The 25,701-nt window shown below is 73.4% G+C and carries 20 protein-coding genes; 11 read left to right on the top strand and 9 right to left on the bottom strand.

Going from position 1 to position 25,701, the window contains the following annotated elements; translation table 11 throughout:
• Nucleotides 1-56 precede the first annotated feature (56 nt).
• The 5 genes from ACFV9Q_RS26870 to ACFV9Q_RS26890 form a co-directional block, all read right to left on the bottom strand.
• The gene (locus tag ACFV9Q_RS26870; RefSeq protein WP_377236965.1) at nt 57-1,097 is read right to left on the bottom strand and encodes a 1-aminocyclopropane-1-carboxylate deaminase; all 1,041 of its coding nucleotides are present in this window, start codon (nt 1,095-1,097) and stop codon (nt 57-59) included.
• 3 nt (nt 1,098-1,100) lie between these two features.
• Nucleotides 1,101-1,817, bottom strand: coding sequence for a GntR family transcriptional regulator (locus ACFV9Q_RS26875; RefSeq protein ID WP_377236966.1), 717 nt, complete (start codon nt 1,815-1,817; stop codon nt 1,101-1,103).
• Between the two features lie 600 nt (nt 1,818-2,417).
• Nucleotides 2,418-4,049, bottom strand: a complete 1,632-nt coding sequence (locus ACFV9Q_RS26880; RefSeq protein ID WP_377236967.1) for an amidohydrolase family protein — start codon at nt 4,047-4,049, stop codon at nt 2,418-2,420.
• Nucleotides 4,033-5,283, bottom strand: a complete 1,251-nt coding sequence (locus ACFV9Q_RS26885) for a glycosyl hydrolase (protein ID WP_377236968.1) — start codon at nt 5,281-5,283, stop codon at nt 4,033-4,035. Before ACFV9Q_RS26885 ends, ACFV9Q_RS26880 begins: the two co-directional genes overlap by 17 nt.
• A gap of 82 nt (nt 5,284-5,365) precedes the next feature.
• Nucleotides 5,366-6,388 carry a LacI family DNA-binding transcriptional regulator gene (locus tag ACFV9Q_RS26890; protein ID WP_377236969.1) on the bottom strand — a complete coding sequence of 341 codons (1,023 nt, stop codon included), beginning with the start codon at nt 6,386-6,388 and terminating at the stop codon, nt 5,366-5,368.
• A 158-nt stretch (nt 6,389-6,546) separates the two neighbouring features.
• Here ACFV9Q_RS26890 and ACFV9Q_RS26895 point away from each other — a divergent pair, with 158 nt between their 5' ends.
• The 6 genes from ACFV9Q_RS26895 (at nt 6,547) to ACFV9Q_RS26920 (ending at nt 14,604) form a co-directional block, all read left to right on the top strand.
• The gene (locus ACFV9Q_RS26895) at nt 6,547-7,833 is read left to right on the top strand and encodes an ABC transporter substrate-binding protein (RefSeq protein ID WP_377236970.1); all 1,287 of its coding nucleotides are present in this window, start codon (nt 6,547-6,549) and stop codon (nt 7,831-7,833) included.
• 29 nt (nt 7,834-7,862) lie between these two features.
• Entirely contained in the window at nt 7,863-8,798 is a 936-nt protein-coding gene (locus ACFV9Q_RS26900; RefSeq protein WP_377228783.1) for a carbohydrate ABC transporter permease, read from the top strand.
• Between the two features lie 43 nt (nt 8,799-8,841).
• On the top strand, nt 8,842-9,705 hold the full coding sequence (locus ACFV9Q_RS26905; protein ID WP_377236971.1) for a carbohydrate ABC transporter permease: 864 nt from the start codon (nt 8,842-8,844) through the stop codon (nt 9,703-9,705).
• Nucleotides 9,702-12,125: a glycoside hydrolase family 3 N-terminal domain-containing protein gene (locus ACFV9Q_RS26910; protein WP_377236972.1), complete on the top strand. Its 2,424-nt coding sequence runs from the start codon at nt 9,702-9,704 to the stop codon at nt 12,123-12,125. The genes ACFV9Q_RS26905 and ACFV9Q_RS26910 overlap by 4 nt, the downstream gene beginning before the upstream one ends.
• The gene (locus ACFV9Q_RS26915) at nt 12,113-13,477 is read left to right on the top strand and encodes a glycoside hydrolase family 125 protein (RefSeq protein WP_377236973.1); all 1,365 of its coding nucleotides are present in this window, start codon (nt 12,113-12,115) and stop codon (nt 13,475-13,477) included. Before ACFV9Q_RS26910 ends, ACFV9Q_RS26915 begins: the two co-directional genes overlap by 13 nt.
• Before the next feature lie 149 nt (nt 13,478-13,626).
• Nucleotides 13,627-14,604, top strand: coding sequence for a patatin-like phospholipase family protein (locus ACFV9Q_RS26920; protein WP_377236974.1), 978 nt, complete (start codon nt 13,627-13,629; stop codon nt 14,602-14,604).
• Nucleotides 14,605-14,686: 82 nt separating this feature from the next.
• On the opposite strand, the gene ACFV9Q_RS26925 is transcribed toward ACFV9Q_RS26920, so the two are convergent.
• The gene (locus ACFV9Q_RS26925; protein WP_377236975.1) at nt 14,687-16,264 is read right to left on the bottom strand and encodes a LuxR C-terminal-related transcriptional regulator; all 1,578 of its coding nucleotides are present in this window, start codon (nt 16,262-16,264) and stop codon (nt 14,687-14,689) included.
• Nucleotides 16,265-16,718: 454 nt separating this feature from the next.
• On the bottom strand, nt 16,719-19,481 hold the full coding sequence (locus tag ACFV9Q_RS26930) for a hypothetical protein (protein ID WP_377236976.1): 2,763 nt from the start codon (nt 19,479-19,481) through the stop codon (nt 16,719-16,721).
• 441 nt (nt 19,482-19,922) lie between these two features.
• On the opposite strand from ACFV9Q_RS26930, the gene ACFV9Q_RS26935 reads away from it, so the two are divergent.
• Both ACFV9Q_RS26935 and ACFV9Q_RS26940 read left to right on the top strand, forming a co-directional pair.
• Nucleotides 19,923-21,791: a D-alanyl-D-alanine carboxypeptidase family protein gene (locus ACFV9Q_RS26935; protein ID WP_377236977.1), complete on the top strand. Its 1,869-nt coding sequence runs from the start codon at nt 19,923-19,925 to the stop codon at nt 21,789-21,791.
• Between the two features lie 73 nt (nt 21,792-21,864).
• Nucleotides 21,865-22,278 (top strand): hypothetical protein, encoded by a 414-nt coding sequence (locus tag ACFV9Q_RS26940; RefSeq protein WP_377236978.1) that lies wholly within the window; start codon nt 21,865-21,867, stop codon nt 22,276-22,278.
• 31 nt (nt 22,279-22,309) lie between these two features.
• On the opposite strand, the gene ACFV9Q_RS26945 is transcribed toward ACFV9Q_RS26940, so the two are convergent.
• Together ACFV9Q_RS26945 and ACFV9Q_RS26950 are read right to left on the bottom strand one after the other, a co-directional pair.
• Entirely contained in the window at nt 22,310-22,714 is a 405-nt protein-coding gene (locus ACFV9Q_RS26945) for a pilus assembly protein CpaE (RefSeq protein WP_377236979.1), read from the bottom strand.
• A 40-nt stretch (nt 22,715-22,754) separates the two neighbouring features.
• A complete protein-coding gene (locus tag ACFV9Q_RS26950) occupies nt 22,755-23,363 on the bottom strand; it encodes a TetR/AcrR family transcriptional regulator (RefSeq protein ID WP_377236980.1) in 609 nt (202 codons plus the stop codon).
• Between the two features lie 100 nt (nt 23,364-23,463).
• On the opposite strand from ACFV9Q_RS26950, the gene ACFV9Q_RS26955 reads away from it, so the two are divergent.
• The 3 genes from ACFV9Q_RS26955 to ACFV9Q_RS26965 all read left to right on the top strand — a co-directional run bounded on the left by ACFV9Q_RS26955 (nt 23,464) and on the right by ACFV9Q_RS26965 (nt 25,664).
• Nucleotides 23,464-24,117: a CatB-related O-acetyltransferase gene (locus ACFV9Q_RS26955; protein ID WP_377236981.1), complete on the top strand. Its 654-nt coding sequence runs from the start codon at nt 23,464-23,466 to the stop codon at nt 24,115-24,117.
• A 40-nt stretch (nt 24,118-24,157) separates the two neighbouring features.
• Nucleotides 24,158-25,360 carry a macrolide family glycosyltransferase gene (locus ACFV9Q_RS26960; RefSeq protein ID WP_377236982.1) on the top strand — a complete coding sequence of 401 codons (1,203 nt, stop codon included), beginning with the start codon at nt 24,158-24,160 and terminating at the stop codon, nt 25,358-25,360.
• An 82-nt stretch (nt 25,361-25,442) separates the two neighbouring features.
• Nucleotides 25,443-25,664 (top strand): hypothetical protein, encoded by a 222-nt coding sequence (locus ACFV9Q_RS26965; RefSeq protein ID WP_285103134.1) that lies wholly within the window; start codon nt 25,443-25,445, stop codon nt 25,662-25,664.
• Nucleotides 25,665-25,701: the final 37 nt, after the last annotated feature.

The raw sequence follows: 25,701 nt of genomic DNA on the forward strand, positions 1-25,701 counted from the left end.
CGCGTGCCAAGCCTCCCCGAAAGCGCGCCGCTTGTCGCCGTCTCCGGCGCGCGTCGTCAGCCGAGCACGGGACGGGTCTGCGTGAACAGGCCGCTGTAGGCGTTCAGCGCGGGCTGCCCGCCCAGGTGCGCGTACAGCACGTTGCTGGTCGCGGGGATGTCGCCGCTGGTCACGAGGTCGATCAGCCCGGCCATCGACTTGCCCTCGTAGACAGGGTCGATGATGACGCCCTCCAGCTCGCCGGTGAGCCGGATCGCGTCGAGCGTCGACTCGACCGGGATGCCGTACAGGTCGCCGGCCCAGCCGGGCAGCACCGTGATCTCGTCGTCCCGCAGCGGCCGGCCGACGCCGATCAGCTCGGCCGTTGCGCGCGCGATCCGGGCGACCTGGTCGCGCGTCTCGTCGAGCTTGGCGCTGGCGTCGATCCCGATGAGCCGCCGCGGCGGACCGCCTGCCTCCTCCAGCGCCGCGAACCCGGCGATCATGCCCGCCTGGGTGGAGCCCGTCACCGCGCAGACGACGATCGTGTCGAAGAAGACGCCGAGCTCGCGCTCCTGCTCCTGGACCTCGTACGCCCAGCGCGCGAAGCCGAGGCCGCCGAGCCGGTGGTCGGAGGCGCCCGCCGGGATCGCGTACGGAGTGCCGCCGCGCTCCTTGACGTCCTCGATCGCGCGGGACCACGAGTCCTTGAAGCCGATGCCGAAGCCGGCCGGGTCGAGCCGCACCTCTGCGCCCATGATGCGGCTGAGCATGATGTTGCCGACCCGGTCGGCCACGGAGTCGGGCCAGTCGACCCAGTTCTCCTGCACCAGCACGGCCTTGAGGCCGAGCGACGCGGCGACGGCCGCGACCTGGCGCGTGTGGTTGGACTGGTAGCCGCCGATGGAGACCATCGTGTCCGCGCCCTGCGCGAGCGCCTCGGGGACGAAGTACTCCAGCTTCCGGGTCTTGTTGCCGCCGTAGGCGAGGCCCGCGTTGCAGTCCTCCCGCTTGGCCCAGACCTGGGCGCCCCCGAGGTGGGCGGTGAGGCGCGGCAGCGGGTGCACGGGGCTGGGCCCGAAGGTGAGCGGGTGGCGGGGGAAGTCGGACAGGGCCATGGGTTACTCCTCGCGGGCGGGGTGGTCGCCGGGCTGGTCGGGGTCGCTGGGCTCGTGAGCGTCGGTCGGCTCGTCGGTGTCGGTGGGCAGGGTGCTCCAGGTGTCGAAGGCGACCGCCGCCGCTCCCTCCGCCTCCCCGGCCGCGCACAGCCGGATCAGCTCCTCGTGCCGGGCGAACGACGCGCGCCCGCCCAGCGAGGAGAACCGCAGCCGTTCCGCGCGCCGCAGCACCGGCGTGAACTGGTCGAGCACGGCGGACAGCGCCCGGTTGGCGGCCACCGTCACCGGCACGCCGTGCAGCGCGTCGTCGGCGCGCAGGGCGGCATCGACGTCGCCCCGCTCGATCGCCTCGCGAAACTCGCGCTCGGCCGCCCGCATCGCGTCGAGGTCGGTCTCCGTGAGGCCCGGCACGGCCGACCGCACGGCCACCTCGTGCATCGCGGCGACGACGTCGCGCGCGCCGCGCACCTCGCGCAGGTCCAGCGAGCTCACGGTCGTCGAGCTGCCTGGGCGGGCCACGACCAGCCCGGCCTCGGCCAGGCGGAGCAGCGCCTCCCGCACGGGCGTGCGGCTGACGCCGAGCCAGGCCGCGAGCTCGAGGTCGCGGAGCTGCTCTCCCGGCGCCAGGCTGCCGTCGACGATCGCGTCGCGCAGCCGGCCGTAGACGTCGTCACGCAGCAGCCGGCGATCGATCGCGGGCACGCTCTTCGGAATGGGCATGCAATATATTAGATGCCACGGGCACTCGACCTGGCAAATCCCGCAGCCCGTGACGCCCTCCCACTCTCCCGCCACGAGCACGACCTGGCACGACCTGGCACGACCCCGAGAGCGCTCCGCGCTTGGCACACTATTCTGGCTCGCACACGTGAGATCGGTCGGCGGCATCGAGGCCGGTCCAACGCCCGACCGGTCTCGATGCCACCGACCGATCTCCCCAGCTCACCTCAGGGAGCTGCCGAACCCGGTGCTCCGCCTGGCCGGCCGCGGGGCGCATACGCGCCGTTGAGGGGGTGCCGGCTGGGCCTGATGTCGTTCACCTGTGACCCGCCGAATCCGGCTGTGCCGGACAGTCCTGCTGGCGTGAATCAAGCGGGTCCAGGCCGAGCGAAGTATGGCCAAGCCGACACCCCTCGCAGGGACGACGTGCCCCCCGACCAGGCCATCGCTTCAAGCCCGGACCACCGCCTCAATCCACCACACCAAGCCACCACACCGAGCTGACGCACCCCGCCGCGGCGTCACGCGACGGGTCGGGCCGGCACGCCACGGCGGGCGGGCGCCGTGCCGGGCCGGGCCGGACCGCACTCCCGACCGCGACTACGGCACGCGCCGCGGCGTCCCGGGAGGTCGGTGCCGCAACGCCCGGCCCGGGCGGGCGGCGGTCCGGACGCCGTCCTCGATCACCGGCACACCGCCCACCAGGACCCACGGGATGCCGGCGGCGGTCAGGCGCGGCTCGTCCGGCGTCGCCCGGTCGGCGACGGTCGCCGGGTCGAAGACGACGACGTCGGCCACGTACCCCTCCGCGATGCGCCCCCGGTCCCGCAGCCCGAGCCGCGCTGCCGGCCGGGCCGACAGGTGCACGATCATCTCGGCGAGCGACAGCACGCCCTCCTCGCGCACGTACCGCCCGAGGTAGCGCGGGAAGGTACCGGAGCCGCGCGGGTGCGGCTTGGCGCCGACCAGGATGCCGTCGCTCCCGCCCGTGTGCCGTGGGTGGCGCATGATCTCGCGGACGTTCTGCTCGTCGCCGACGTGCTGCAGGATGCTCGTGCCGAGGCGGTCGGCGACCAGCAGGTCGAGGAACACCTCGGCGGGCGGGCGCGCCTCGTCGAGCGCGATCCGGGCGACGGTGCGACCCACCCGGTCGCCGAGCGCGGCGTCGCGCACCCCGGCGATCTCGATGCTGTCCCAGTCCACGGGCACGCCGTGGCAGCCGTCACTGCCCACGACCTCGACCTCGTGCGTGATCCACGCCCGCTCCCCCGGATCGCGGAGCCGGGCCAGCGTACGCTCCGGGCCGCCGACCGCCGCGCGGCTCGGCAGCAGCGCGGACAGCGTCGTCGAACCGGGCAGGTAGGGGTAGGTGTCGAGCGTGACGTCGACGCCGTCGGCGATCGCCTCGTCCACGAGCGCCAGCAGCTCCCCCGCGCGACCCCGGTTCTCGGGGAAGTTCATCGTCGCGTGCGTCAGGTGCAGGGCACACCCCGAACGCCGCGCGACGTCGACCATCTCGGCGTACGCCCCGATCGCGCCCGCGCCGTAGGACCGCTGGTGCGGGGCGTAGTAGCCGCCGTGCTCCGCGACCACCTCGGCGAGGGCGACCAGCTCGTCGGTGTCGGCGAACATGCCGGGCACGTAGGTGAGCCCGGACGACAGGCCGAACGCGCCCTCCCGCAGGCCCCGGTCCACCTGAGCGCGCATCTCCGTGATCTCGGCGGGCGTCGCGCGGCGGTCGCCGGTGCCGACGACGTTCATCCGGACGGTGCCCTGCGGCACCAGGTAGGCGACGTTCGTCGCGCCCCCACGGCGGTCCACCTCCGCCAGGTACTCCGCGACGGAGCGCCAGGAGAAGTCGACGCCGTCCGGGATGCCGTTCCAGCCCGCGATCTGCTCGCGGACCAGCGCCATCGTCTCGTCGGTGACGGGCGCGTACGAGATCCCGTCCTGTCCCACCACCTCGGTGGTCACGCCCTGCGTGACCTTGGCGAGGTGCTCGCCGTCCGCCAGGACGGCCAGGTCGGAGTGGGCGTGCATGTCGACGAAGCCCGGCGCCACGGCCAGGCCTTCGGCGTCGACGACGCGCGCGCCTGGCGCGTCGATCCGCGTGCCGAGGCCGACGGCGGCGATCCGGCCGTCCCGCACCAGCACGTCGCCGGTGACCGGCTCCGCCCCGCTGCCGTCGACGACCAGACCACCGCGCAGGAGCAGCTCAGCCCGCGTCGACACGGACGAGCTCCCGGATGCCGCGGACCTCCAGCGCCGCGGGGTCCGCGGCGGCGGCGCTGGTCACGACGGCGACCTCCACGCCCTCCTCGCGCAGCGCGTGCCAGCGCTCGAAGACCGCGCCGCCGGGCCCGAGGGACGGCCGGGACAGCGGCAGGTCGTCCGCGTCGACGTCGACCACCACGGCCACCGGGCGCCCCGAAGAAGCAGGCCGCGAACCCGCGGCGCGCGCCTCCGCGATCACCTCGGCGAACCGCCGGCCGAGCGGCTTGACCCGGTTCTCGGTGTCGAGCAGGCCGAGCGAGTACTCGAGGTCCTTGTAGTCGGCGAGGTCGCGGGTCACGTCGTGCGAGCACCACCAGGTGATCGCGTAGAGATCGTCCGTGGTGAGCGCCGCCTCGATGGTGCGCGCGCAGAACTCGGGCATCTCCGCCTCGGCGAGGTTCATCGAGGGCGCCCCGACCTCCTGCAGCCAGACCCGCCGGCCGGGCTGCGCGGCGAACGCCTTGGACAGCTCGATCATCCACTCGGCGTGCCGCACCGACTGCGGCGACAGTGCGCCGTAGGTCGCGGCCGTCCCGTTGAAGATCCAGGAGTGCACGGTCGTCACGTCGCCCAGGCGCGAGGCGTGCACCGGCACGAAGGGGTGCTCGTCGCGGTACCAGAGGTGGTCGTTCTCGCTGTGCGTCACCAGGTGCCCCAGGTCGCGGTCGCGCGGGGCCTCCAGCAGCGACGTCAGCCAGTGCGTGATCTCGTCGCGCTTGGCGGGCATCGCCGCCGGGTTGGGCCGCTGGAACTGGTTGAGCTCGTTGCCGAGCGTCAGCCCCAGGAAGTTCGGCTTGTCGCGGACGGCGTCGTAGACCGCGGCGACGAGCGCCGACTGCGCGTCGATCGCGGGCTGGTCGGTGAACATGTTGCCGTCGTGCCAGTTCACGAGCCACGCCGGCACGAAGTCGAAGCCGGACATGTGCCCCTGGATCACGTCGACGGCTATGTCCAGGCCCTGCTCGGCGGCCAGGTCGGCCACGAGCGCGACGTCGTCCAGCGCGCGCTGCCGGATCAGGGTGCGGTTGGGCTGCAGCACCGGCCAGAGCGGGAACACCCGCACGTGGTCGACGCCGAGCGCCGCGATCGCCTCGAAGTCGGCGCGGACGACGTCCGGGTCGATCGCCATCCACTGGAACATCCAGTCCTTCGACGGGGTGTAGTTGACGCCGAAGCGCGGGGTGGTGGTCAAGGGCCTGCCTCTCAGGTGACTCAGGATGCCCGGGCGCTGCGGCTCGGGCGGGGGTTCTCGGGCGCGGATCAGGCGCCGGTGCTCAGGCCGGGGCGCCGGGCGCCGCGGCGGTCGACTCGCGCACCACGAGCTGGCGCCCGCCGACCGTCTGCGACGTGACGTCCTCGCCGCGCACCAGCCGCTCCAGCAGGCCGACGGCGGTGCGGGCACTCTCCTCGACCGGCGCGTCGAGCGCGGTCAGCCGCGGGCGCACGAGGGTGGAGACCCAGGAGTCCTCCCAGGCCACCACGGAGAGCTGCCCGGGGACGCTCACCCCGAGCTCGGGGGCGTGCGCCACGATCTCGGCGGCGATCACCTCGCTGTCGACGATGATCGCCGTGACGTCGCCGATCCGGCCGAGCAGGTCGGCCACGGGGTCGGCCGCCTCGGCGTCCCAGACCGCGTAGGACGGCTCGACGCCGTTCTCGGCGGCCGCCGCGGCGAACCGCCGGTCGCGGGCCTGGGTGTGCGCGAGACCGGGCGCGTCGTTGATCCGCGCGACCCGGCGGTGGCCGAGCTCGGTCAGATGGGCGAGCACGGCCGCGAACGCGGCGTCGTCGCGCACCGTGACCGCGGGGACCGCGGCGTCCACGGGCGCGCCGAGCACCACGGCAGGCGCACCGAGCTGGCCCACGAGGTCGAGCCGCGGGTCGTCCGTGCGGGCGTCGACCAGCAGGAACGCGTCGACGCGCTGCTCGGCCCACCACTCGCGGTAGACGCGCGCCTCGTCGTCGACCGCCACGAGCGTGAGCGACAGCGACCAGCCGATGTCCGCCAGCGGCTGCGTGAGCCCGGCCAGCAGCCGCATGAAGAAGGGGTCACGACCGAAGGTGTCGCTCGCGCGGGCGATCACCAGCCCGAGGCTGCGCCCGCCCTGGCCCGACACCTTGCGGCTGGCGTAGTTGGGGCGCCAGTTGAGCTCGTCGGCGGCCTGCCGGATGCGCTCGGCCGTGGCGGCCGAGACGTTGGGCCGCCCGTTGAAGACGTGGGACACCGCGGACGGCGACACGCCGGCACGGCGGGCCACCGCGGCGATCGTTGCTCGTTTCGGGGGTGTTTCGGTCACGTGCCAGACCCTACGGGGGTTGACCCTCGAAAGTAAAGCGGTATACATTCGCGGCCAGTCAGTTTGTGTACCGCTTTACAAGGCCCGGCACGCGGATGTGCCCCGCCCGTCTCGATCGACACACCGAAGTCCCAGGTCGACAAGCTCCAGGAGGTTCCGTGTCCCACGGCATCAGCAGGCGCACCTTGTTGGGCGCCGCGCTCAGCGGCGGGATCATCACGCCGCTCCTCGCCGGATGCGGGGCGCTCGTGCCCGCCTCCAGCGGCCCGAACGCACTGACCGTGCACACGCAGATCAGCGGCGCCGTCGCCGGCGCCCAGGTGTTCTCCGACGTCGTCGCCGCCTACCAGCGCGCCACCGCGCGCAAGGTCGCGCTGCTGAAGAACGGCTCCGACCTGCCCATCGTGTTCGAGACGAGCACGCTGGCGGGCAAGGAGGCGGACGTCGCGATCGTCAACATGATGGGCCGGACGCTGTCCTGGACCCGCCTGGGCGCGACCGTCCCCGTGAACGACTACCTCGACGACTGGGGCCTACGGGACCTGATCATCCCCGAGGCGCTGGCGGAGTGGACCGACGACGAGGGCCGCCTGCGCGCCTTCCCGTTCACCCGCACCAACTGGCCGGTGTCGTTCAACACCGGGCTGCTGGAGGAGGCCGGGGTGGGCGCCATCCCGACGACGTCCGACGAGCTGATCGCCGCCGCCGACGCGCTGCGCTCCAAGGGCATCGGCCCCGTCACCGTGGGCGGCTCCGACTGGAGCGGCCAGAAGATGTTCCTGCAGATCATCCAGGGCTTCATCACCCAGGACGAGGCACGCACCGTGTTCTCGACCGGCAAGATCTCCGAGAGCCCCGGCGCCATCGCGGGCGTGGAGCACTTCGTGGAGCTGCGCGACGCCGGCGTCTTCGTCGACAACGTGCAGGGCTACACGTCCGACTCGGAGCTGACGCAGTTCAACACCCGCAAGGCCGCCATCGTGCCGGCCATGTCGTCGGCCCTGGCGCTGGTGCCCAACGAGCGCGCCGCGGAGGTCACCGTGGGCGGCTGGCCCAAGCCGTCGAACGGCGGCGTCCTGGAGCACCCGAGCGTGATCCGGAGCTTCAACGGCCACGGGATCTGGATCAGCGAGAACGGGCGCAAGAAGCTCGACCTGATCAAGCCGTTCGTGCAGAACCTGTACACCCCCGAGGTCACCGACGAGTTCATCCTCGGGTCCGGCCGAGACATGAGCCGCATCACCGACACCGTGAGCCAGGACTTCCCGCTGGTCGCCCAGGGCTCGCGCCTCACGGACGACGACGTCACGCCCGTGATGCTGCCCGACCTGCTCATCCCCGACGCCGTGTTCGAGCCGATGATCCAGGCGACCGCGCTCGCCTACGGGTCCGCGCCCGCCGACCGCATCATCGACGCCTTCGAGAAGTCATACCAGGCGGTCTGACCGCTCGAGCTGGGAAAGGACCCCCACCCATGACCGCGCTCCTCGACGCCGGCCGCCCCGACACGACTGGCGACGGCACGACCGCCGCCCCCCGCACCCGCCGTCGCGGGACGATCCGCGACCGGTTCCCCGGCCTCGCCCTGCCCGCGCTGATCTGGTACGCGGTGTTCATGATCGGCCCCGTGGTCGCGATGTTCGTCATCGCGTTCCTGTCCTGGCCGGGCATGCTCACCACGCCGACCCCGGCGGGCCTCGACAACTTCGCCCGCGTCTTCGCCGACGAGACCTTCTGGACGGCGACCGCGAACTCGGCGATCCAGATCGTCGTCGGCCTGCCGATCATGATCGGCCTCGCCTTCCTCCTCGCCTTCTACGTGGTGCAGAAGCCGCGCGGCCACCGCGTGCTGCGGTACCTGCTGTTCATCCCGGCGCTCATCTCCGCCCCGGCGACGGCGATGGTGTTCTACGCGATGCTCAACCCGGACGGCCTGGTCAACGGGTTCCTGCGGCCGCTGGGGCTGGAGGGCAACGAGTGGCTCGCCGACCCGACCACCGCGCTCGGCGCCATCATCGCCGTCGAGCTGTGGAGCGGCATCGGCTACTCGGCGGTGCTCATCGCGTCGCGGCTCGACGGCGTCGAGACCGAGATCGTGCAGGCCGCGCGGCTGGACGGCGCGAACGACTGGCGGCTGGCCTGGCGCATGTACTGGCCCATCGCGCGGGACTTCATCGGCGTCGTCGCGATGCTCCAGTTCCTTTCGATGCTATTCAACTCGGCGCAGACCGTGCTGCTGCTCACGCAGGGCGGGCCCGAGAACGCGACCACGACGCTCGCGTACCTCATCTACCGCAAGGCGTTCGTCGAGACCGACCTGGGCTACAGCCAGGCCGTCGGCGTCGTGCTCTTCGTGATCGGGCTGCTCGGGATGTGGGCGATCCGCCGCACGCTCCGCGCCACGCACTGATCCTCGATCCGACCTGCCTCCCGAACCTGCCCTGGAGAACCTCATGGCTCAGCGCGCCGCAGTCGCCCGTCGACTCCCCCTGCGCGACCGCATCGGCTCGATCACGAGCGGCACGCTCGCGTGGATCTACGCCGCACTGCTGGTCATCCCCTTCTACTACTTCATCGTTTCCTCCTTCAAGACGAACGAGGAGATCTTCGAGTCGCCGCTGGCCCTGCCGACGACGTTCGACTTCTCCAACTTCACGACGGCGATCCAGCAGGCCGACCTCGGCCTGGCGGTCGGCAACTCCGCCCTGACCACGGTCGCGGCGCTCGTGCTGACCCTGGTGCTCGCGCTGCCGGCGTCGTTCGCGCTGGCGCGGGCGCGCGGCCGCGCCGGCAAGATCGTCGAGAGCGTCTTCGCCCTCGGGTTCCTCATCCCGTCGTTCGCGGCCCTGTTCCCGACGTTCCTGCTCGCCGCGGCGCTCGGCCTGTTCCACACCCGCACGTTCGTGATCTTCCTGCTGCCGGCGACGGCGCTGCCGCTGTCGATCGTCATCCTGACGTCGTTCATGCGCACCATCCCGCGCGAGCTGGAGGAGGCCGCCTCGATGGACGGCGCGTCGTCGCTCCAGGTGCTGCGGCAGGTCTACCTGCCCATCTGCGTGCCGGGCATCGCGACGGTGCTGCTGCTCAACTTCCTCTCGTTCTGGAACGCGTACCTGTACCCGCTGATCCTGATCGGGCCGGACACCGCGCAGCGCACCATCCAGGTGGCCCTGCCGACCCTCAAGGTCGACGCCGGTACCGACTACGGCGTGCTGATGGCCGGCACCCTGTTCACACTGTTGCCCGTGTACCTCGTCTACACCGTGCTCCAGCGCCAGATGCAGCGCGCCCTGCTGTCGGGGGCGGTCAAGGGATGACCCTCGGCACCACCCTCCCGGCGGGCGGGGCGGCCACGCTCCCGCTCGCCACCCGGATCGGGCAGGTCAACCAGCGGCTGAAGGGCTGGGAGGCGGTCCGGTGGGTCGACGGCGCCCCACGGATCACCGACGTGCTGCGGCGCGAGGTGGACCGCTGGGGCGGGCTCGGGGCCCTGTACGGCGTGCTCCGCGCCGACCCGTGGTCGGCGGTCCGCTGGGACAACGGCATCCCGCCCGAGCGCAGCGCCGAGGCCTACGCCGCGGTGCAGGACCACGTGAACACCTTCGGCGACGGCATCCCGGTGCTGTTCGTCGAGGAGGCACCCCACGGCCTGATGGCGCTCGGCGGCACCACGCTGCCCGTGAACCTCGCGCTCGGCGCCGGCATGGACGCCGACCTCACCGAGGAGCTCGCCGCCGCCGTCGCCGCCGAGGCCCGGGCCCGCGGCACGCACGTCGCCCTCGTCTCCGGCCTCGACGTGCTGCGCGACCCGCGCTGGGGCCGCGCCGAGGAGTGCTTCTCGGAGGACCCGGCCCTGGCCGCCCTGCTGGTCGCGGCGACCGTGCGCGGCATGCAGGGCACCGCCTCCGCGAACGACCCGATCGACGGCTCGCACGTCGCCGTCGTCGCCAAGCACCTCGCCGGGCAGGGCGCCGGGATCGGCGGACGCAACGGCTCGGGCGCACCCGTCGGACGCCGCGAGCTCGGCGAGATCCACCTGCGGCCCGCGCACGCCGCCGCGCGCGTGGGCGTCGCCGGATTCATGGCCGCCTACAACGACGTCGACGGCGTGCCGTGCAGCGCCAACGAGGAGCTGCTGACCGGCACGATCCGGGAGCAGTGGGGCTGGGACGGCCTGGTCATGGCCGACGGCACCGCGATCGACCGGCTGCGCGACAGCTCGCCCGACCCCGCCTTCGCGGCGGCGCTGGCCCTGAAGGCCGGCGTGGACCTCAGCCTCTGGGACGAGGCGTTCACGCACCTGGAGCCCGCGATCGAGCGCGGGCTCGTCGAGGAGGCCGTGCTCGACCGCGCCGCAAACCGGGTGCTGGCGCTCAAGCGGCGGCTCGGGCTGTTCGGTTCGCCGACGCCGGAGCAGCCCGCGGCGGAGGCGGGCGCCTCGGACGCGCCCGGAGCGCCCGCTGCGGGCGCCCCCGCTGCGGGCGCTCCCCCTGCGGGCGCTCCCGCCGCGCGCGACCTCGTCGAGCTCGTGGGCCGTGCGGCCCGCCAGTCCGTCGTGCTGGTCGAGGACGGCGGCGTACTGCCGCTGCGTCCCGGCACGACGATCGCCGTCGTGGGCCCGAACGCCGACGACCTCGACGCCCAGCTCGGCGACTACACGCCGCCGCGGCCCGCGCCCGACCCGGGCGCGTCGACCGTGCGGTCCGCGCTCACGGCGCGGTTCGGCGCCGACAACGTGCGGTACGCCGAGGGCAGCCGCCTGCGCGGCTCGCTCGACGGGCCGAACGCAGGCGTCCCAGAGGCAGGAGTCCCGGGCGCGGCCGGCCCGGACGAGACCGGCACGCAGGCGCTCGACCAGGTCCGCGCCGCGAGCGCCGGCGCCGACGTGTGCGTCGTGGTGCTCGGCGGGTCCAGCCGCCGCACGTACGACGACGAGTTCGCCGACAACGGCGCCGTCGACGGCCCCGCGCTCGACACCACGAACGGCGAGGGCGTGGACCTGTCGTCGGTCGCGCTGCCGCAGGCGCAGCTCGACGTGGTCCGGGCGGCGCGGGAAGGCGGCTCGCCCGTGGTCGCCGTCGTGCTGGACGGGCGGCCGCGGGCTCTGACGGAGCTGCGCTCCCTGGTCGACGCGCTGCTGGTCGTGCCGTTCCCCGGCCCGTCGGGCGGCGAGGCCGTCGCCGCCGCGCTGTGCGACGGCACGGCGTCGGGCCGGCTGCCCGCGACGTTCCCGGCCGCGGACGGCGTCATGCCGGTGGCGCACGACGAGCGGATGGAGACGGCGCGCGGGTACGTGGACACCGACGTGCTCCGGCGCCTCCCCCTGGGCACGGCGCTGCTCCCGGGCGTGACCACACGTCTCCGTGGGGAGGCGCCATCCGTCCCCGCCGACGATCTGTCCGACGGCGGCGCGGCGACCCTGACAGTCGAGGTGACCAACACGGGCCCGGAGACTAGGTCGCTCCCGGTGCCGCTGTACGCGCGCCGGCACGAGCCGGGGATCCGGCCGCGCCGCCGTCAGCTCCTCGCCGTCCGGCGGGTCACCGTGGCGCCCGGCGCCACCACCGAGGTCGCGTTCGACCTTGGCCTGGACGAGCTGGGATCGTGGGCCACGGGCGCGCCGGTCGCCGCGCCGGTCACGCTCAGCGTGTGGTGCACGCCGGAACCGGACCCGCCCGCCGACGCCCTACCGGTCCGCGTGACCGACCAGAACGGAGCCACCCCATGGGAGCGATGACGCGCACCCCGCTCGACCCCGCGATCACGGCGACCCTGACGGAGGCCGCAGACCGCGTGCGCGCCACGTCGGGCACGCAGGTGGGCGACATGGTCGAGGCCGCGCTGCTGCGCACGCTGACCGACACGGTGACGATGGGCGACGACGGCACGGCGTTCGTGATCACCGGCGACATCCCGGCGATGTGGATGCGCGACTCGACGACGCAGCTCACGCCGTACCTGCGCTTCCTGTCCACGTGCCCGCCGCTGGCGGACCTGGTCGCCGCCGTGGTGCGGCGTCAGCTCGCGTGCCTGGACCACGACCCGTACGCGAACGCCTTCAACGACGGCCCGACGGGCGCGCACTACGACCCCGAGGACGTGTGCGACGACCCGCACGTGTGGGAGCAGAAGTATGAGATCGACAGCTTCGCCTACCCCGTCACGCTCGCGCACACGCTCTGGCGGACGACGGGCCGGGTGGACGTGTTCGACGGACGCGCCCACCGGGTGCTGCGCACGATCGTGGATCAGCTCCGCGCCGAGCAGGACCACGACGCGTCGCCGTACCGGTTCCGGCGCGACACCGACATCCCGACCGAGACGCTCGCGCGCGACGGCCGCGGCACCGCCGTCGGCCGCACGGGCATGACGTGGAGCGGGTTCCGCCCGTCGGACGACGCCTGCACGTACGGCTACAACATCCCGGCGAACCTGTTCGCGGCGCAGGCGCTGCTCGCGATCGGCGACATCGCGGGCGAGGTGCTCGACGACGCCGCCCTGGCCGCCGACGCGCGGGCGCTGTCCGGCGAGCTCGTCGCCGGCGTCGAGGCGTTCGGCGTGGTGCCCGGGGTGCCGGGCGAGCAACCGGGCGTACCGGGCGAGGTGTCCGGCCTGCCGGGCGCGGAGCCCGGCGACCCCGCCCCGATCTACGCCTACGAGGTGGACGGGCTGGGCGGGGTGCTGCGCATGGACGACGCCAACACCCCGTCGCTGCTGTCGCTCCCGCTGGTCGCGCCGGACGTGTACGACGCCGACGTCTGGCGCGCGACCCGCGCGTTCGTGCTCAGCCCCGCCAACCCGTACTACGTGACCGGCACGGCAGCGAGCGGCATCGGCAGCCCGCACACCAAGCCGGGCCGGGTGTGGCCCATCGCGTTGGCCGTCGAGGCGCTCACGGGCACCCCGGAGGACCGGGTCCGCCTCCTCGGGGTGCTCGCCCGGACCGACGGCGGCACCGGCCGCATGCACGAGGCGTTCGACGCCTCGGACCCGACGGCGTTCTCGCGGCCGTGGTTCTCGTGGGCCGACTCGATGTTCTGCGAGGTGGCGCTCGTGGTGGCCGACGAGACGGCCCCTGACGTGTGCTAACGTCATCGCGATCGTGAACCGCAGGCAGGAGGAGGTGAGACCCGTGAACGCTGTGTCCGTACCGGGTGCTCCCCCGCTGCCCACGATCGCGCGACGGCGCTAGTCGCCGCCGGGAGCGCCCGCCAGGCAACTCGCGAGAGGCGACTCCCATGAACACTTCTTCTTCCTCTTCTTCCGCTCTTCCCTCCGGCGCGCCCGCGCCCGCCCGTGAGCGCGCGCTCGTGCTCGGCGGCGGCGGCTCCACCGGCAACGCGTGGCTGATCGGCGTGGTGGCCGGCCTGTTCGACGGCGGGCTGGACGTGACCTCGGCCGACCTGACCGTCGGCACGTCGGCCGGGTCGACGGCGGCGGCGCAGCTCGCCGGCGCGACGCCGGACGAGCTGTACGCCGCGACGCTGATCGCGCCGCCGTCGGCCGGGCCACGGAATGCCGGGCCCGCGTGGGCCGGGCCGCAGCCCGCCACGTCCCGGCCCGCCGGGCCGCAGCAGCACGACACCCGGCCGGTGACGGACCACATGGAGCGGACCCGCCGGATCATCGAGGCCGCCGAGGGCCCGGCCGACCTGCGCCGCCGGCTGGGCGCGATGTCGCTCGACCTGCCCGGGTCCTCGGACGACGCGGTGCAGGAGCGGTGGCGGACCACCGTCGCCGCGCGGCTGCCCGCCCAGACCTGGCCGGAGCGGACGGTGCTCCTCACGGCGGTCGACGCCGTCACCGGGGAGCCGGCCGTGTTCGACCGGAACAGCGGCGTCGGCCTGGCGGACGCCGTCGCGGCGAGCTGCTCCAGCGGCTTCGCCTACCGGATCGGCTCGGGCCGCTACATCGACGGCGGCTACCGCGCGGGCGCCGAGAACGCGGACCTGGCCGCCGGGTACACCCGGGTGCTGGTGCTCTCCCCGTTCGGCGGCCGGTCCCGGACCCCGGCGGACTGGGGCCTGGACCTGACGGGCCAGGTCGCGGACCTGCGCGCGGGCGGCAGCCGGGTCGAGACGATCTTCCCCGAGCCCGATGCCGAGCACCTGTTCGGCCTCAACGCGATGGACGTGTCACAGCGCCCGGCCGCCGCCCGGGCCGGGCACGCGCAGGGCCTGGCCCTCGCCGACCGGCTCGGCGTGTTCTGGCGCTGACCCGAGCCCACCCGGCAGGTCCCGCCTGAGGCCGACAAGGCCCGGGCGGGGCCCGCCGTCGGGCAGCGGGGGGGGGACCCGGTCAGGCGCTGCGCGGGGTCTCCGGCGGGATCAGCCCGAGCTGGCCCGCGCGGGCCAGCGCGCTGGTGCGGCTCGACGCGTTGAGCTTGCGGTAGACCTTGCGCACCTGGGTGCGCACGGTGTTCACCGAGACGCCGTGGTCCGCGGCGATCCGGACAGCGCTGTCACCGGCGGCCAGGCCGACCAGCACCGCCCGCTCCCGCCGGGTGAGCAGCACGATCGGGCCCGAGACCGGGTGTCTGGTGTCGTCGGGGATGCGGGTGATCCCCACGTGCCGGGGGTCGGTACCGGTCCGGCGGCACAGCTCCAGCATCTCGTCCCGCGGGAACATCGCGAACGGCGCCAGCGGCCCCTGCCGCCCGAGCTCGGCGGCGTGCAGGAACCGGGCCCGCGCCTCGTCCGGCTCGCCCGCGCGCAGGTGCGCCACGGCGCTGACGAGCTGGAGCTCGAGGGCGTCCCGGGGCGTCACCGCCGCGTCGCGCATCGCCCGCCCGGCGACCGTCAGCGCACCGTCGGTGTCGCCGGCCAGGAGCCGCACCCGGGCTGCGGGCGGCAGCAGCCGGCTGGTCGGAGCGGCCTCGGCGAGGGCCACCACGCGGTTGCCCTCGCCGGTCGCGGCGAGCAGGTCGGCGTGGGCCCGCAGCAGCACCGGGTGCGCGTCCGGGCCGGGTCGGGCACCCATCCCGTGGGCGAAGCAGGCGGCGTCGAGCCCCAGCAGACCGTTCACGGGCTCGTCGAACGCCACCGCGTACGCTGCGTGGGCGGCCGCGAGGAACGGCCAGAGGTCGCCCGGGTCCTCAGCGCTGCCCGCCTGGCTCAGGGCCTCCTGCGCGGCGTAGGCGTCCAGCCGGTCGATCGCGAGGAGCGCCCGCGCGATGACGGCGCCCAACAGCAGGTGGTGCTCCAGCCACTCCGGGACCGGCCCGCACTGCCGGATGCGCTCCAGCCAGTTCTCGGCCATCGCGTGGTGTCCGCGCACCGCCGCCAGCAGCGCGAGGTTCGCGCACGCCGCGGCGCCCGCGAAGTGCTGGAACGGCGGCGGGCCCGCCTGCTCGTACGCGCGGCGCAGGTGCCCGATCGCCACGGCCGGCTGCCCGGCCAGCATCGCCGTCACGCCCCGGTTCAGGGCGATCAGGCCCGGCCGGCCCACCCGGCGGTCGCCGCTCCAGGGCAGCGCCCCGCTGTCGTCGGTCCGGAGCAGGTGCTCCTCGACCCAGGCGCCGATCCCCTCCGCCGTGCGGTACTGGCCGCGCATGCGGGCCGCGTGCATCGCGAGCGCCCCGGCGGCGACCGTGTCGCCGGGCCGTGTGAACGAGCGCAGCCGCTTGGACAGGCGGACGCCGTGCAGCTCGAACAGGCGCATCGTGGCGCGGAGCTGCGCGTCGTCGCGCGCCTCGGCGAGCTGGTAGGCCAGCACGCCCGCCATGAGCAGCCGCGGACGGCGGGCGGCCATCGTGGCGGGCAGCCGTTCGAGCAGGCCGAGCAGCTCCGGGCCGAAGCGGGCGGGCAGCTCGAACCACCACACGTCCGCCAGGTCCTCGAGGGTGTCCAGGTCTCCGGAGGCGATGGCGCTCAGCACGCCGTGCTCGCCGTGGTCGTCCGCCTGGTCCGCTGTCGCCCGGGTGTCCGTTTCGAGCGTGACAAGCCATCTCAGATTGTCTGACAAAGTCGTTGCATCCCATTTCCACCAGAGCGTCGGCGCACTTCCGCGGCGGGGAATGCGGCCTGGGGTGCCGGCCCGGCCACCCGGCGCGACCGCCCGGGGGCAACGAGGGGGCAACTCCGGCGTTTCCCCTGCTCAGGGCTACACCAGTGCTGGTTCGTCAGGAGTGGAGCATCGTTTCGCATCAAGTATGCGACGGCACTATAAGTCATTCCGTAAAGCCCTGGAAAGGGCTGTCCGGACCGACCTGACATCACTGACCGATAAGGCAAGAATTGCCCGGAACAACGCACTGCTCCTCTTGCGCGAATTCCGGCCGGGGCCGGTTCCTCGCCCCGCCGCGCGGGCGGCGGGGCGAGGAACCCGACGGTCAGCTCGTCGTGCGGCGACGCGCCACGACCAGGAGCGCGGCACCGGTCAGCAGGAGCAGGGCCGCGAGGCCCGCCGCCCAGCCGAGGTCAGCACCGGTCGAGGCGAGGGAGCCGCCGTCCGGGGCCGGCGGCGCGGGGGCGTCGTCCGGGTCCACCGGGACCTTCGCCGTCGACGGCGGCGACGTGGGCGGCGGGGTGTCCCCCGGCGGGGTGCCGGTGGCCGTGGCCGTGTTGGTCAGCTCGCCCGTGTCCAGGTCCGCCTGGGTCACCTTGTACGTCGCGGTGCAGGTCACGGACGCCCCCGGGGCCAGGTTCGCGGCGTCCGCCGGGCACTCGACCGGCGACAGCTCGCCCGAGCCGGAGAAGTCCGAGTCGTCGACCTCGACGTCGCGGAGCACGACGTTGCCGGTGTTGGTCACCGCGAAGGAGTACGTGACCGTCTGGCCCACGCGCGTGATCTTCTTCGTGTCCGAGGTCTTGACCACCTCGATGCCGGGCGCCGGGGTGCCCGGGATGTCGATGGTCGACGGCGGCGACTCCGGCGGCGGGGTGTCCCCCGGCGGAGTGCCGGTGGCCGTCGCTGTGTTGCTCAGCTCGCCGGCGTCGAGGTCCGCCTGGGTCACCACGTAGGTGGCGGTGCACGTCACCGACGCACCCGGCGCGAGGCCGGCGGCCTCGGCGGGGCACTCGACCGGCGACAGCTCACCCGAACCGGAGAAGTCCGAGTCGTCGACCTCGACGTCGGTCAGCGTGACGTTGCCGGTGTTGGTCACCGCGAAGCTGTAGGTGATCTCCTGGCCCACCTCGCTGATCTCCTCGGTGTCGGACGTCTTGACCACCTCGATGCCGGGCTCCGGCGTGCTGGGGATCTCGACGGTCGACGGCGGCGACTCCGGCGGCGGGGTGTCGCCCGGCGGCGTGCCCGTGGCCGTGGCCGTGTTGGTCACCTCGCCGGCGTCGACGTCCGCCTGCGTGATCACGTACGTCGCGGTGCAGGTCAGAGAGTCCCCGGGCGCCAGGACGACGTCGGCGGGGCACACCGGGACCGGGGCCTCACCCGTGCCCGTGAACTCGGTCTCGTCGACCGTGACGTCGCTCAGCGGCACGTTGCCGGTGTTGGTCACCTCGAAGCTGTACGTGATCTCCTGGCCCACGGTGTACGACTCCGGGCCCGCCGGCGTCGCGGACTTCACGACCTCGATGCCGGGGTCCGGGGCCTCGGTGGGCGTGCTCGTCTCCGAGGGCGGCGAGCCGATCGGGGTGTCCGTGCCGGGCGGCGTGCCCGTGGCGGTCGCCGAGTTGTCGACGGAACCCGCCGCGACGTCCTCGTCCGTGACCACGTAGGGCTCGTCGGTCGTGCAGGTGACGGTGTCTCCCGGGGCGACCGAGGTCGCCTCGCAGGTGATCGCACCCACCTTCGGGTCGTCGATCGCCAGGTCGTCGATCGCGACGTCGCCGGTGTTGGTCACCTCGAAGGTGTAGGCGATGGTGTCGCCGGTGTCCGTGATCCCGTTCTCGTTGACGTCCACGGGGTCGCCCGCGGTCTTGACGAGGCCCAGGCTCGGGTCGCCGAACGTCACGGTCGACGGGTCCGGGTAGTCCAGGCCGATCGCCGAGATGTTGTCGGGGCCGTTGGTGTAGCTGCCCGCCTCGTCCGAGGTCACGTTCACCGAGATGGTGCACGAGGCCATGCCGGCGTCCAGGTTGCCGGTGCCCGAGAGGGACGTGGCGCCGGCCGCGGCGGTCACGTCGCCGGCCGGGCACGTGGTCGCCACGGCGGACGGGTCCGCGATCGTCAGGCCCGCGGGGAGCGTGTCGGTGAAGGACCAGCCGTTCTTGGCGGCCAGGTCGCTGGTGTTCGTGATGGTCAGCGTCAGCGTCGAGACGCCGCCCGTGGCGACCGACGTCGGGCTGAACTCCTTGTCGAGCTGCGGCGTCACGTCGAGCACTCGGATGTTGTCGTACGCGCCGTCGTTGCCCTGGCCGCTGCCGTTCTCGTTGCGCATCACGATGCCGAACGAGCCGCCGGTGACGAGCGTCGAGCCGTCGGCCGGGAACCGGCCTCCGGTCACCAGGCGCGTCGTGCCGTCCTGGGTCGGGGAGGTGTACTGCGTCCCGCGCGGGTCGGTGCACGGGTCGATCGCGGAGCTGGAGACCGCGATCTCCTCACCCTCGCCGTCGACCAGGTAGAACCGCAGCTGGGGATGCGTGGCCTGGCAGTTCTGCGCGACCGCGTCCACGGAGAACGTGACGAACCGCCCCTCGGTCGTGAGCGTCAGCGGGTCCGCCGTGCGGAACTGGACCTGGTTGCCCGTGGAGCTGCCGGAGGTGTACGACGCCGCCGCCGCGTTGCTCGCCGGGTCCGAACCGTTGATGGTGCCGAGCGCGTGCGGCAGCGCGGTCAGCGACGTGAAGGTCGCGGCCCCGAAGGTGTCGGGCTGGGTGCCGCTGCAGTCGCCCGCCACGCGTGAGCTGGTCTGGTTGATGATGAAGCCGTTGCAGCCGTTGCGGTCCACCCAGAACGGGTCGGCCGCGTACGTCGTCCCGTCCGCCCCCGTGTAGTCGGTCAGCAGGACGTTCGAGTCCGCGGCGCGGTTCTCGAAGTCCTCGACGAAGAGGACCGTCGGCTCGCCGGGCACACCGGGGTTGCCCGGAGCCGCGAACGCGCTCGGCGTGACCGGCGTGAGCGAGGTGGCGACCAGGCCCGCCCCGACCAGGGCGAGCGCCGCCAGGACCGCCGGAACCCGTCCGCGCCGTCTCACGGCTCGCCTGCCTCGGGTGGTCCTCGTCGTTGACCGTCGTACGTGCATCTGCTGTTCCCCTCGCTCACGGACCGCACGGCCCGTTTCCAGTTGGGCGTGATCTATGCCATCCCGTCGGTGAGCGATCACCAGTCAGGGCTCAAGAAATCACCAACCGAATCACCAACCCGCAGGCGTAATTCACCCGTTCTCCGACGTCTGACGAGGAAACGAGGGGTGCGCGGCCGCAGCGCCCGGCAGGGTCGGGCGGAACAAGAACCGCGGCCAGGGCGTCGAGCCCCCGGGGAACGGCCGCACGGCCGCGGCATCTGGACCTCGCCCTGTGCACCCCGTCGACTCGTGATAGTTCTTTGTCTGCCACGAAGAACTTCTTTACCCGTCACGCAGTCCGGAACACGTAGTGCGCACCGTGCGGCAACGCACCGACAGAAGGAGCAACGCGTGCAGGAGCAGGCGAACGAGCTCGTTGTGCCCACCCCCCGTCCCGGAGCACGCAGACTGTTGCGCACCGCGTGGGCCGGCGCCGTCGCCACGGTGACCGCGGGAGGTCTGCTGCTCGCCGCCGTGCCGAGCGTTCCCGAGGTGCGCGTCGCCGACGCCGGGGACCGGCCGGGCGGGCACCAGGAGCCGGTCGAGGCCCTGCCCGCCGGACGGGCCGGGACCGTGCCGCAGGACGTGACGCCGGACCAGATCACGGCCGTCCTGGCACGCGCGGACCAGCAGGCACGCGAGCAGGGCCCCGACCTGAGCCCGGCCGTGGCGCAAGCCGCCGCCGAGCTCGGCATGCTGTACACCACCTACACGATCCAGCGGCTCGCGCTCGCCGAGAGCAGCGAGGGCCTGCGCGTCCAGGACGCGCCCGTGGCGCGCGCCACCCGGACGGACGGCGGTGCGGGTTCCGACGGCGGTTCCCGTTCCGACGACGGCGGTGCGGCCGCCACGCTGCCAGCAGCGCTCGGACCTGTGGTCCAGGTGTCGAACGTGCTCCCCACCGCCATCGTCGAGAAGAGCACGGAGGTCGAGCGGGACGCCGCTCCGGTGGAGCCGGACACGACGGCGGAGCCGGACGACTCCGCGGAGCTGCGCCCCGGCCTCGTGACCTATCACGAGGTCGTGCTGGCGGCGCAGCGGCTGGCGAACCTGCTGGACGAGTCGGTACCCAACGCGCTGGTCGAGGTCCGGCCGGCCGAGCCGTCCGACGAGCCCTCGGCGCGGCAAGGGCGGGCGGGCGAGAGGCTCGACGCCCAGGAGCGCGCCGGCGGAACGCTGCGCGACAGCCTGCTCGACGTCGTCTCGATGTTCGGCGAGTCCACCCTGGAGTACGCCAACGGCCGGATCCCGGCCGCCGTGCTGTGCCCGCTGGACTTCGCGCCGGCGCACCGGCTGCGCTGCGACGCGGCGGAGCGGCTGTCGGCGCTGAACGAGGAGTTCGAGCAGGACTTCGGGCACCCCATCCCGATCACCGACTCCTACCGCCCCTACGTGCAGCAGGTCGCGGTGGCCGCCGCCAAGCCGCACCTGGCGGCGATCCCCGGCACGTCCAACCACGGCTGGGGCCTCGCGGTGGACCTGGGCTCCCCGATCTCGGGCGGCTCGTCCGCCCAGTACGTGTGGCTGCGGGTGCACGGCCCGGACTACGGCTGGGACAACCCGTCGTGGGCGCGGCTGGGCGGGTCCAAGCCGGAGCCGTGGCACTTCGAGTTCTTCGCGGCGGGTTCGGTACCCGGCCGCGCGATCGACCCGTCCGACGTCGGCACGTGGAGCCCGGCCGACGCGTCCGAGCAGCCCGTCGAGGCCGCTGCCCGCGACTCCCGCACGAAGGACGACTCCGCCAAGAAGCCGAGCAAGCCGGGGACGACGCCGGACGACGAACCGCGCAAGAACCCTCCGGCGCAGAAGCCGTCCGAGCCCGCCACGTCGCCCAAGCCGAGCAACCCGGCCCCGAAGCCCACCCCGAAGCCGTCGCCGAAGCCCTCGCCGTCGCCGTCGCCGAGGCCCAGCGACCCGTCACCGAAGCCCACGCCCTCCCCGACGCCGACGCCGTCGCCGTCGGATCCGGGCGAGCCCTCGACCCCGCCGTCCCCGACCCCGTCCCAGCCGGCACCGTCGCAACCGGCACCGACTCCGTCCCAGCCGGCACCGTCGCAGCCGGCACCGAGCCCGACGCCCGCGCCGAGCGAGCCGGTGCCGTCGCCCAGCACGTCGCAGAGCGCGCCGAGCCCGGCGCCGTCATCCAGCCCTTCGACCAGGCCCGAGTCGCTGCTGGGCCTCGCCGAGGACCTGGGCCTGACGGACGACGACCGGAACTGACCCGTTTCCGTTGACCACACCGCTCGCGGGGTGCCAGCGTCTTGTGGGTGCCCCGCGAGCAGGAGACATCACCGTGGATCGAACCGGCGAGCACGCCGTGAAGCCGACGGCCTGTGCGGCTCTCGCGGTGGCGCTGCTCGTGCTCACGACAGCCTGCACCGCCGAGGAGGCGCTCCCGCCCGGGGACGTCGCGCACTACGCCCCCGAAGGGCCGGGTGGCGACGCAGCGCAGCTGATCGGGCAGCTGGAACGACTCGACGGTTGCGTCTACGTCGTCGTGCCCGGCCCGGACGGGCGGACCGTCCCGGTGTTCCCCGACGATCCGGCAATCCGCTGGGACGGCGAGACGCTGCTCGCGGCGTCCCTGGCACTGCCCCTCGGTGAGCAGGTCGAGCTCGGCGGCGGCGAAGGTTCTGCGGGCAGTGACTCGATCTCTGTGCCGGAGGCGTGCGACCCGGATGCCCCGCTGTTCATCGTGAACAGCTAGCGGTGCACGCCGACGCGGCGCGCACCCGGGTTCAGCGGCTGAGCTCGATGAGGGCGAGCAGCGCCTCGCCGTAGGCCTCGGCGGGCTCCGGGTCGGAGAACACCCGGGGCTCGCCGAGCAGCTCGACCTCAACCTCGAAGGTGTCGTCGGCATGGCGCAGCAGGCGGAAGCTCCCGCGGAGGAGGCCGCGGAGCTGGTCCTCGCGGGGCAGCCAGAGGGCGTCGTCGATCGCGACCGAGTCCAGCGCCCACTCGGTGGTGCCGTTGAACCCGAGGATCGTGCCCGTCGGGTACTCGTGCGCCTCGATGGTCATGGTGCTCACGGTGAAGACGTCGCCCGCGAGCTCGGGCGCCCGGATCCGGAACTGGTCGCCGTCGACCGGCGTCCAGACGAGCCCGGCGTCCCGCAGCTTGGTGGCGAGTTCGGTGGAGATCATCGACCCATTCTGACGGCCTTGTCCACAGGCCTCCAGGGTCCTAGGGCGCCAGGCCGCCCGCTGCTGCCGCCAGCACCGCGGCCCGAGCGGCTCGCTCCGGGAGCCGCGGGTCGGGGTCGGAGCGCAGCAGGACCAGCTCGTGGTAGACCGGCGCGGTCGCGGCGACGAGCAGACTCCGCGGGTCCGGGCGGTGCCCGGAGAGCTCGCCGCGCGCGACGGCGCGGTCGACGAGGACCTCGCACTGGGCGTACCGATCGGCCAACAGCCGCGTCTGGGCCCGTGCGGCCTGCTCGGAGTGGAAAGAGGCGGCCATCAGGGCGATCGCGAACGACGGCCGGACGACCAACGACTCCTGGATCTCCTGGTTGAGCCGGGTCAGGTCGCCCTGGAGCGAGCCGGTGTCCGGTGGCTGCCAGTCGATCTCGCCGGCGGCGGCGATGGTATCGGCGAGCAGGCCGCCGACGTCGCGCCAGCGCCGGTAGACCGTGGCCCGGTGCACCCCGGCGCGGGTCGCGACCCCCTCCATCGTGAGCCCCTCGTGACCGTGCTCCTCGAGCTCGGCGCGCACCGCGTCGAGCACCTGGGCACGGACACGTGCGGTGCGACCGCCCGGACGGCGGTCGGCGGCGGTGCTCTGCGGGTCAGCCATAGGGGTCCAGTATCCGGTTGATCGGGACGCGGGTGATGTGCAAGCATCTTAAAGCGACAGTTGTCGTACTAGTAGTCGTCCGAGAGGATCCGCCCGCCCGATGCCGCTCGTTCCCGCCGACCCCACCGCTCTCCACCCGATGCCCGACCACCCCCGCGTCGTGCTCCTCAAGCCGCTCGTGACGTCGCCGCTGATCGACGTCGGCGAGTTCTCGTACTACGACGATCCGGAGGACCCGACCGCGTTCGAGACCCGCAACGTGCTCTACCACTACGGGCCCGAGCGGCTCGTCATCGGCCGGTACTGCGCGCTCGGCACCGGCACGCGGTTCATCATGAACGGCGCCAACCACCGCATGGACGGCCCCTCCACCTTCCCCTTCCCCACCATGGGCGGCTCGTGGGCCGAGCACTTCGACCTGATCACCGGCCTGCCGAGCCGCGGCGACACCGTCGTCGGCAACGACGTCTGGTTCGGGCACGGCGCCACGGTCATGCCCGGCGTCCGCATCGGGAACGGCGCGATCATCGCCGCCGGTGCCGTGGTCACCGGCGACGTGCCCGACTACGGCATCGTCGGGGGCAACCCCGCCCGGCTGATCCGCACCCGGTACGACGCCGACGACGTCGCCCGGCTGCTCGCCGTCGCGTGGTGGGACTGGCCCGTGCAGCACGTCACCGAGCACGTCCGGACGATCATGTCGGGCACCGTCGACGACCTCGAACGAGCCGCCGAGCAGGCCCACCGGGCCTGAGACCCGTCCCCGCTTCCCTCCCCCGAGACGAGTGATCGCCGTGCCACACCGCCCTGCCCACATCGCGATGGTCGGCGTCCCGATCATCAGTCACGTCCTGCCCAGCCTCGCGGTCGTCCGCGAGCTGGTGGCCCGCGGGCACCGGGTCACCTACGCCAACGACCCGGTCGTGGCCGACCGGATCGCGCCCACGGGCGCGGAGCTGGTGCCCTGCACCTCCACGCTCCCCGTCGCGGACGACGCCTGGCCCGCCGACCCCATCGCCGCCGCCGGCCTCTTCCTCGACGACGCCGTGCAAGCCCTCCCCCAGCTCCGGGCGGCCTACGACGACGACCCTGCCGACCTGTACCTCTACGACATCGGCGCCTACGCCGCGCGCGCCCTCGCCGAGGCGCAGGGCCGCCCTCTGCTCCAGCTGTCCCCGACGTTCGTCGGCTGGGACGGCTACCAGGAGGAGGTGGCCGCACAGCTGTGGCTACTGCCGGGGGCCGGTGCCTACCGGGAGCGGTTCGGCCGGTGGCTCGCCGGCTGCGGGGCGACCACGACCGACATCGACGCCTTCTCCGGTCCGCCCGACCGCACCCTCGCACTGATCCCGCGGGCGATGCAGCCGCAGGCCGACCGGGTCGACCCGGAGAGGGTGACCTTCGTGGGCCCGTGCTTCGACGCCGGCGCGGACGCCGACGGCTGGACCCGCCCGGCGGACGCAGAGAACGTGCTGCTGATCTCCCTGGGCAGCGCCTACACGCATCAGCCCGAGTTCTACCGCCGGTGCCTCGCCGCCTTCGGCGACCTTCCCGGCTGGCACGTCGTCCTGCAGATCGGCAGGCACACCGACCCCGCGGAGCTCGGCGACGTCCCGGCCAACGTGGAGGTGCACCCCTGGGTGCCGCAGCGAGCGATCCTGGAGCAGGCCGACGCCTTCGTCACGCACGCCGGCATGGGCGGCTGCGGCGAGGGCCTGCGGGCGGGCGTCCCCATGATCGCCGTGCCGCAGGCTGCCGAGCAGTTCATGAACGCCGACCGGCTGGTGGAGCTCGGCGTCGCTCGGCGGGTGGACACCGCGGACGCCACCACCGAGACCCTCCGCGCCGCGCTGGACGACCTGGTCACCGACCTCGGACGCGCAGAGCGGTCCGCACGGCTGTGCGCCGCCGCCCGGGCCGAGGGCGGCACATCGCGCGCCGCCGACCTCGTCGAGGACCTGCTGTCGTCATCGAGAGCGACCACAGCCAGATCTTGACGTGTTGTAGAGATAGGGCGACCCTCGTAGAGGGCATCCAGCACGCGCCCGAGACCCGTCCGTTCCAACAGAGGAGACAGCGATGAGCGAGAACTCTCAGCTACTTCACGTGGCGACGTTCTGCGGCAAGTGCGACTGCGGCTGCCCGGAACTGTTCGTCGACCCGACCGCCGAGCCCCTGAAGCAGATCGTGATCACCGACGACTTCGGCCAGCGGATCCAGATGAGCCACGACCAGCTCGCGGACCTGGTGGAGCAGGCCCGCAGCGGCGCGCTCGACGCGGCGGCACTGCAGCCGGCCTGATCGCGGGGGCGTTCCGTCCGGTATTCCGGACGACGGC

Origin of the sequence: Promicromonospora sp. NPDC059942, from assembly GCF_042731755.1 — a bacterium.
Classification (GTDB): Bacteria; Actinomycetota; Actinomycetes; order Actinomycetales; family Cellulomonadaceae; genus Promicromonospora.

Bases quoted from the DNA above. Each gene is read 5' to 3' on its own strand.
- ACFV9Q_RS26910 (WP_377236972.1), top strand. From the start codon at position 9,702: ATGACCCTCGGCACCACCCTCCCGGCGGGCGGGGCGGCCACGCTCCCG.
- ACFV9Q_RS26870 (WP_377236965.1), bottom strand. From the start codon at position 1,097: ATGGCCCTGTCCGACTTCCCCCGCCACCCGCTCACCTTCGGGCCCAGC.
- ACFV9Q_RS26920 (WP_377236974.1), top strand. From the start codon at position 13,627: ATGAACACTTCTTCTTCCTCTTCTTCCGCTCTTCCCTCCGGCGCGCCC.
- ACFV9Q_RS26915 (WP_377236973.1), top strand. From the start codon at position 12,113: ATGGGAGCGATGACGCGCACCCCGCTCGACCCCGCGATCACGGCGACC.
- ACFV9Q_RS26900 (WP_377228783.1), top strand. From the start codon at position 7,863: ATGACCGCGCTCCTCGACGCCGGCCGCCCCGACACGACTGGCGACGGC.
- ACFV9Q_RS26965 (WP_285103134.1), top strand. From the start codon at position 25,443: ATGAGCGAGAACTCTCAGCTACTTCACGTGGCGACGTTCTGCGGCAAG.
- ACFV9Q_RS26945 (WP_377236979.1), bottom strand. From the start codon at position 22,714: ATGATCTCCACCGAACTCGCCACCAAGCTGCGGGACGCCGGGCTCGTC.
- ACFV9Q_RS26950 (WP_377236980.1), bottom strand. From the start codon at position 23,363: ATGGCTGACCCGCAGAGCACCGCCGCCGACCGCCGTCCGGGCGGTCGC.
- ACFV9Q_RS26955 (WP_377236981.1), top strand. From the start codon at position 23,464: ATGCCGCTCGTTCCCGCCGACCCCACCGCTCTCCACCCGATGCCCGAC.
- ACFV9Q_RS26875 (WP_377236966.1), bottom strand. From the start codon at position 1,817: ATGCCCATTCCGAAGAGCGTGCCCGCGATCGATCGCCGGCTGCTGCGT.
- ACFV9Q_RS26905 (WP_377236971.1), top strand. From the start codon at position 8,842: ATGGCTCAGCGCGCCGCAGTCGCCCGTCGACTCCCCCTGCGCGACCGC.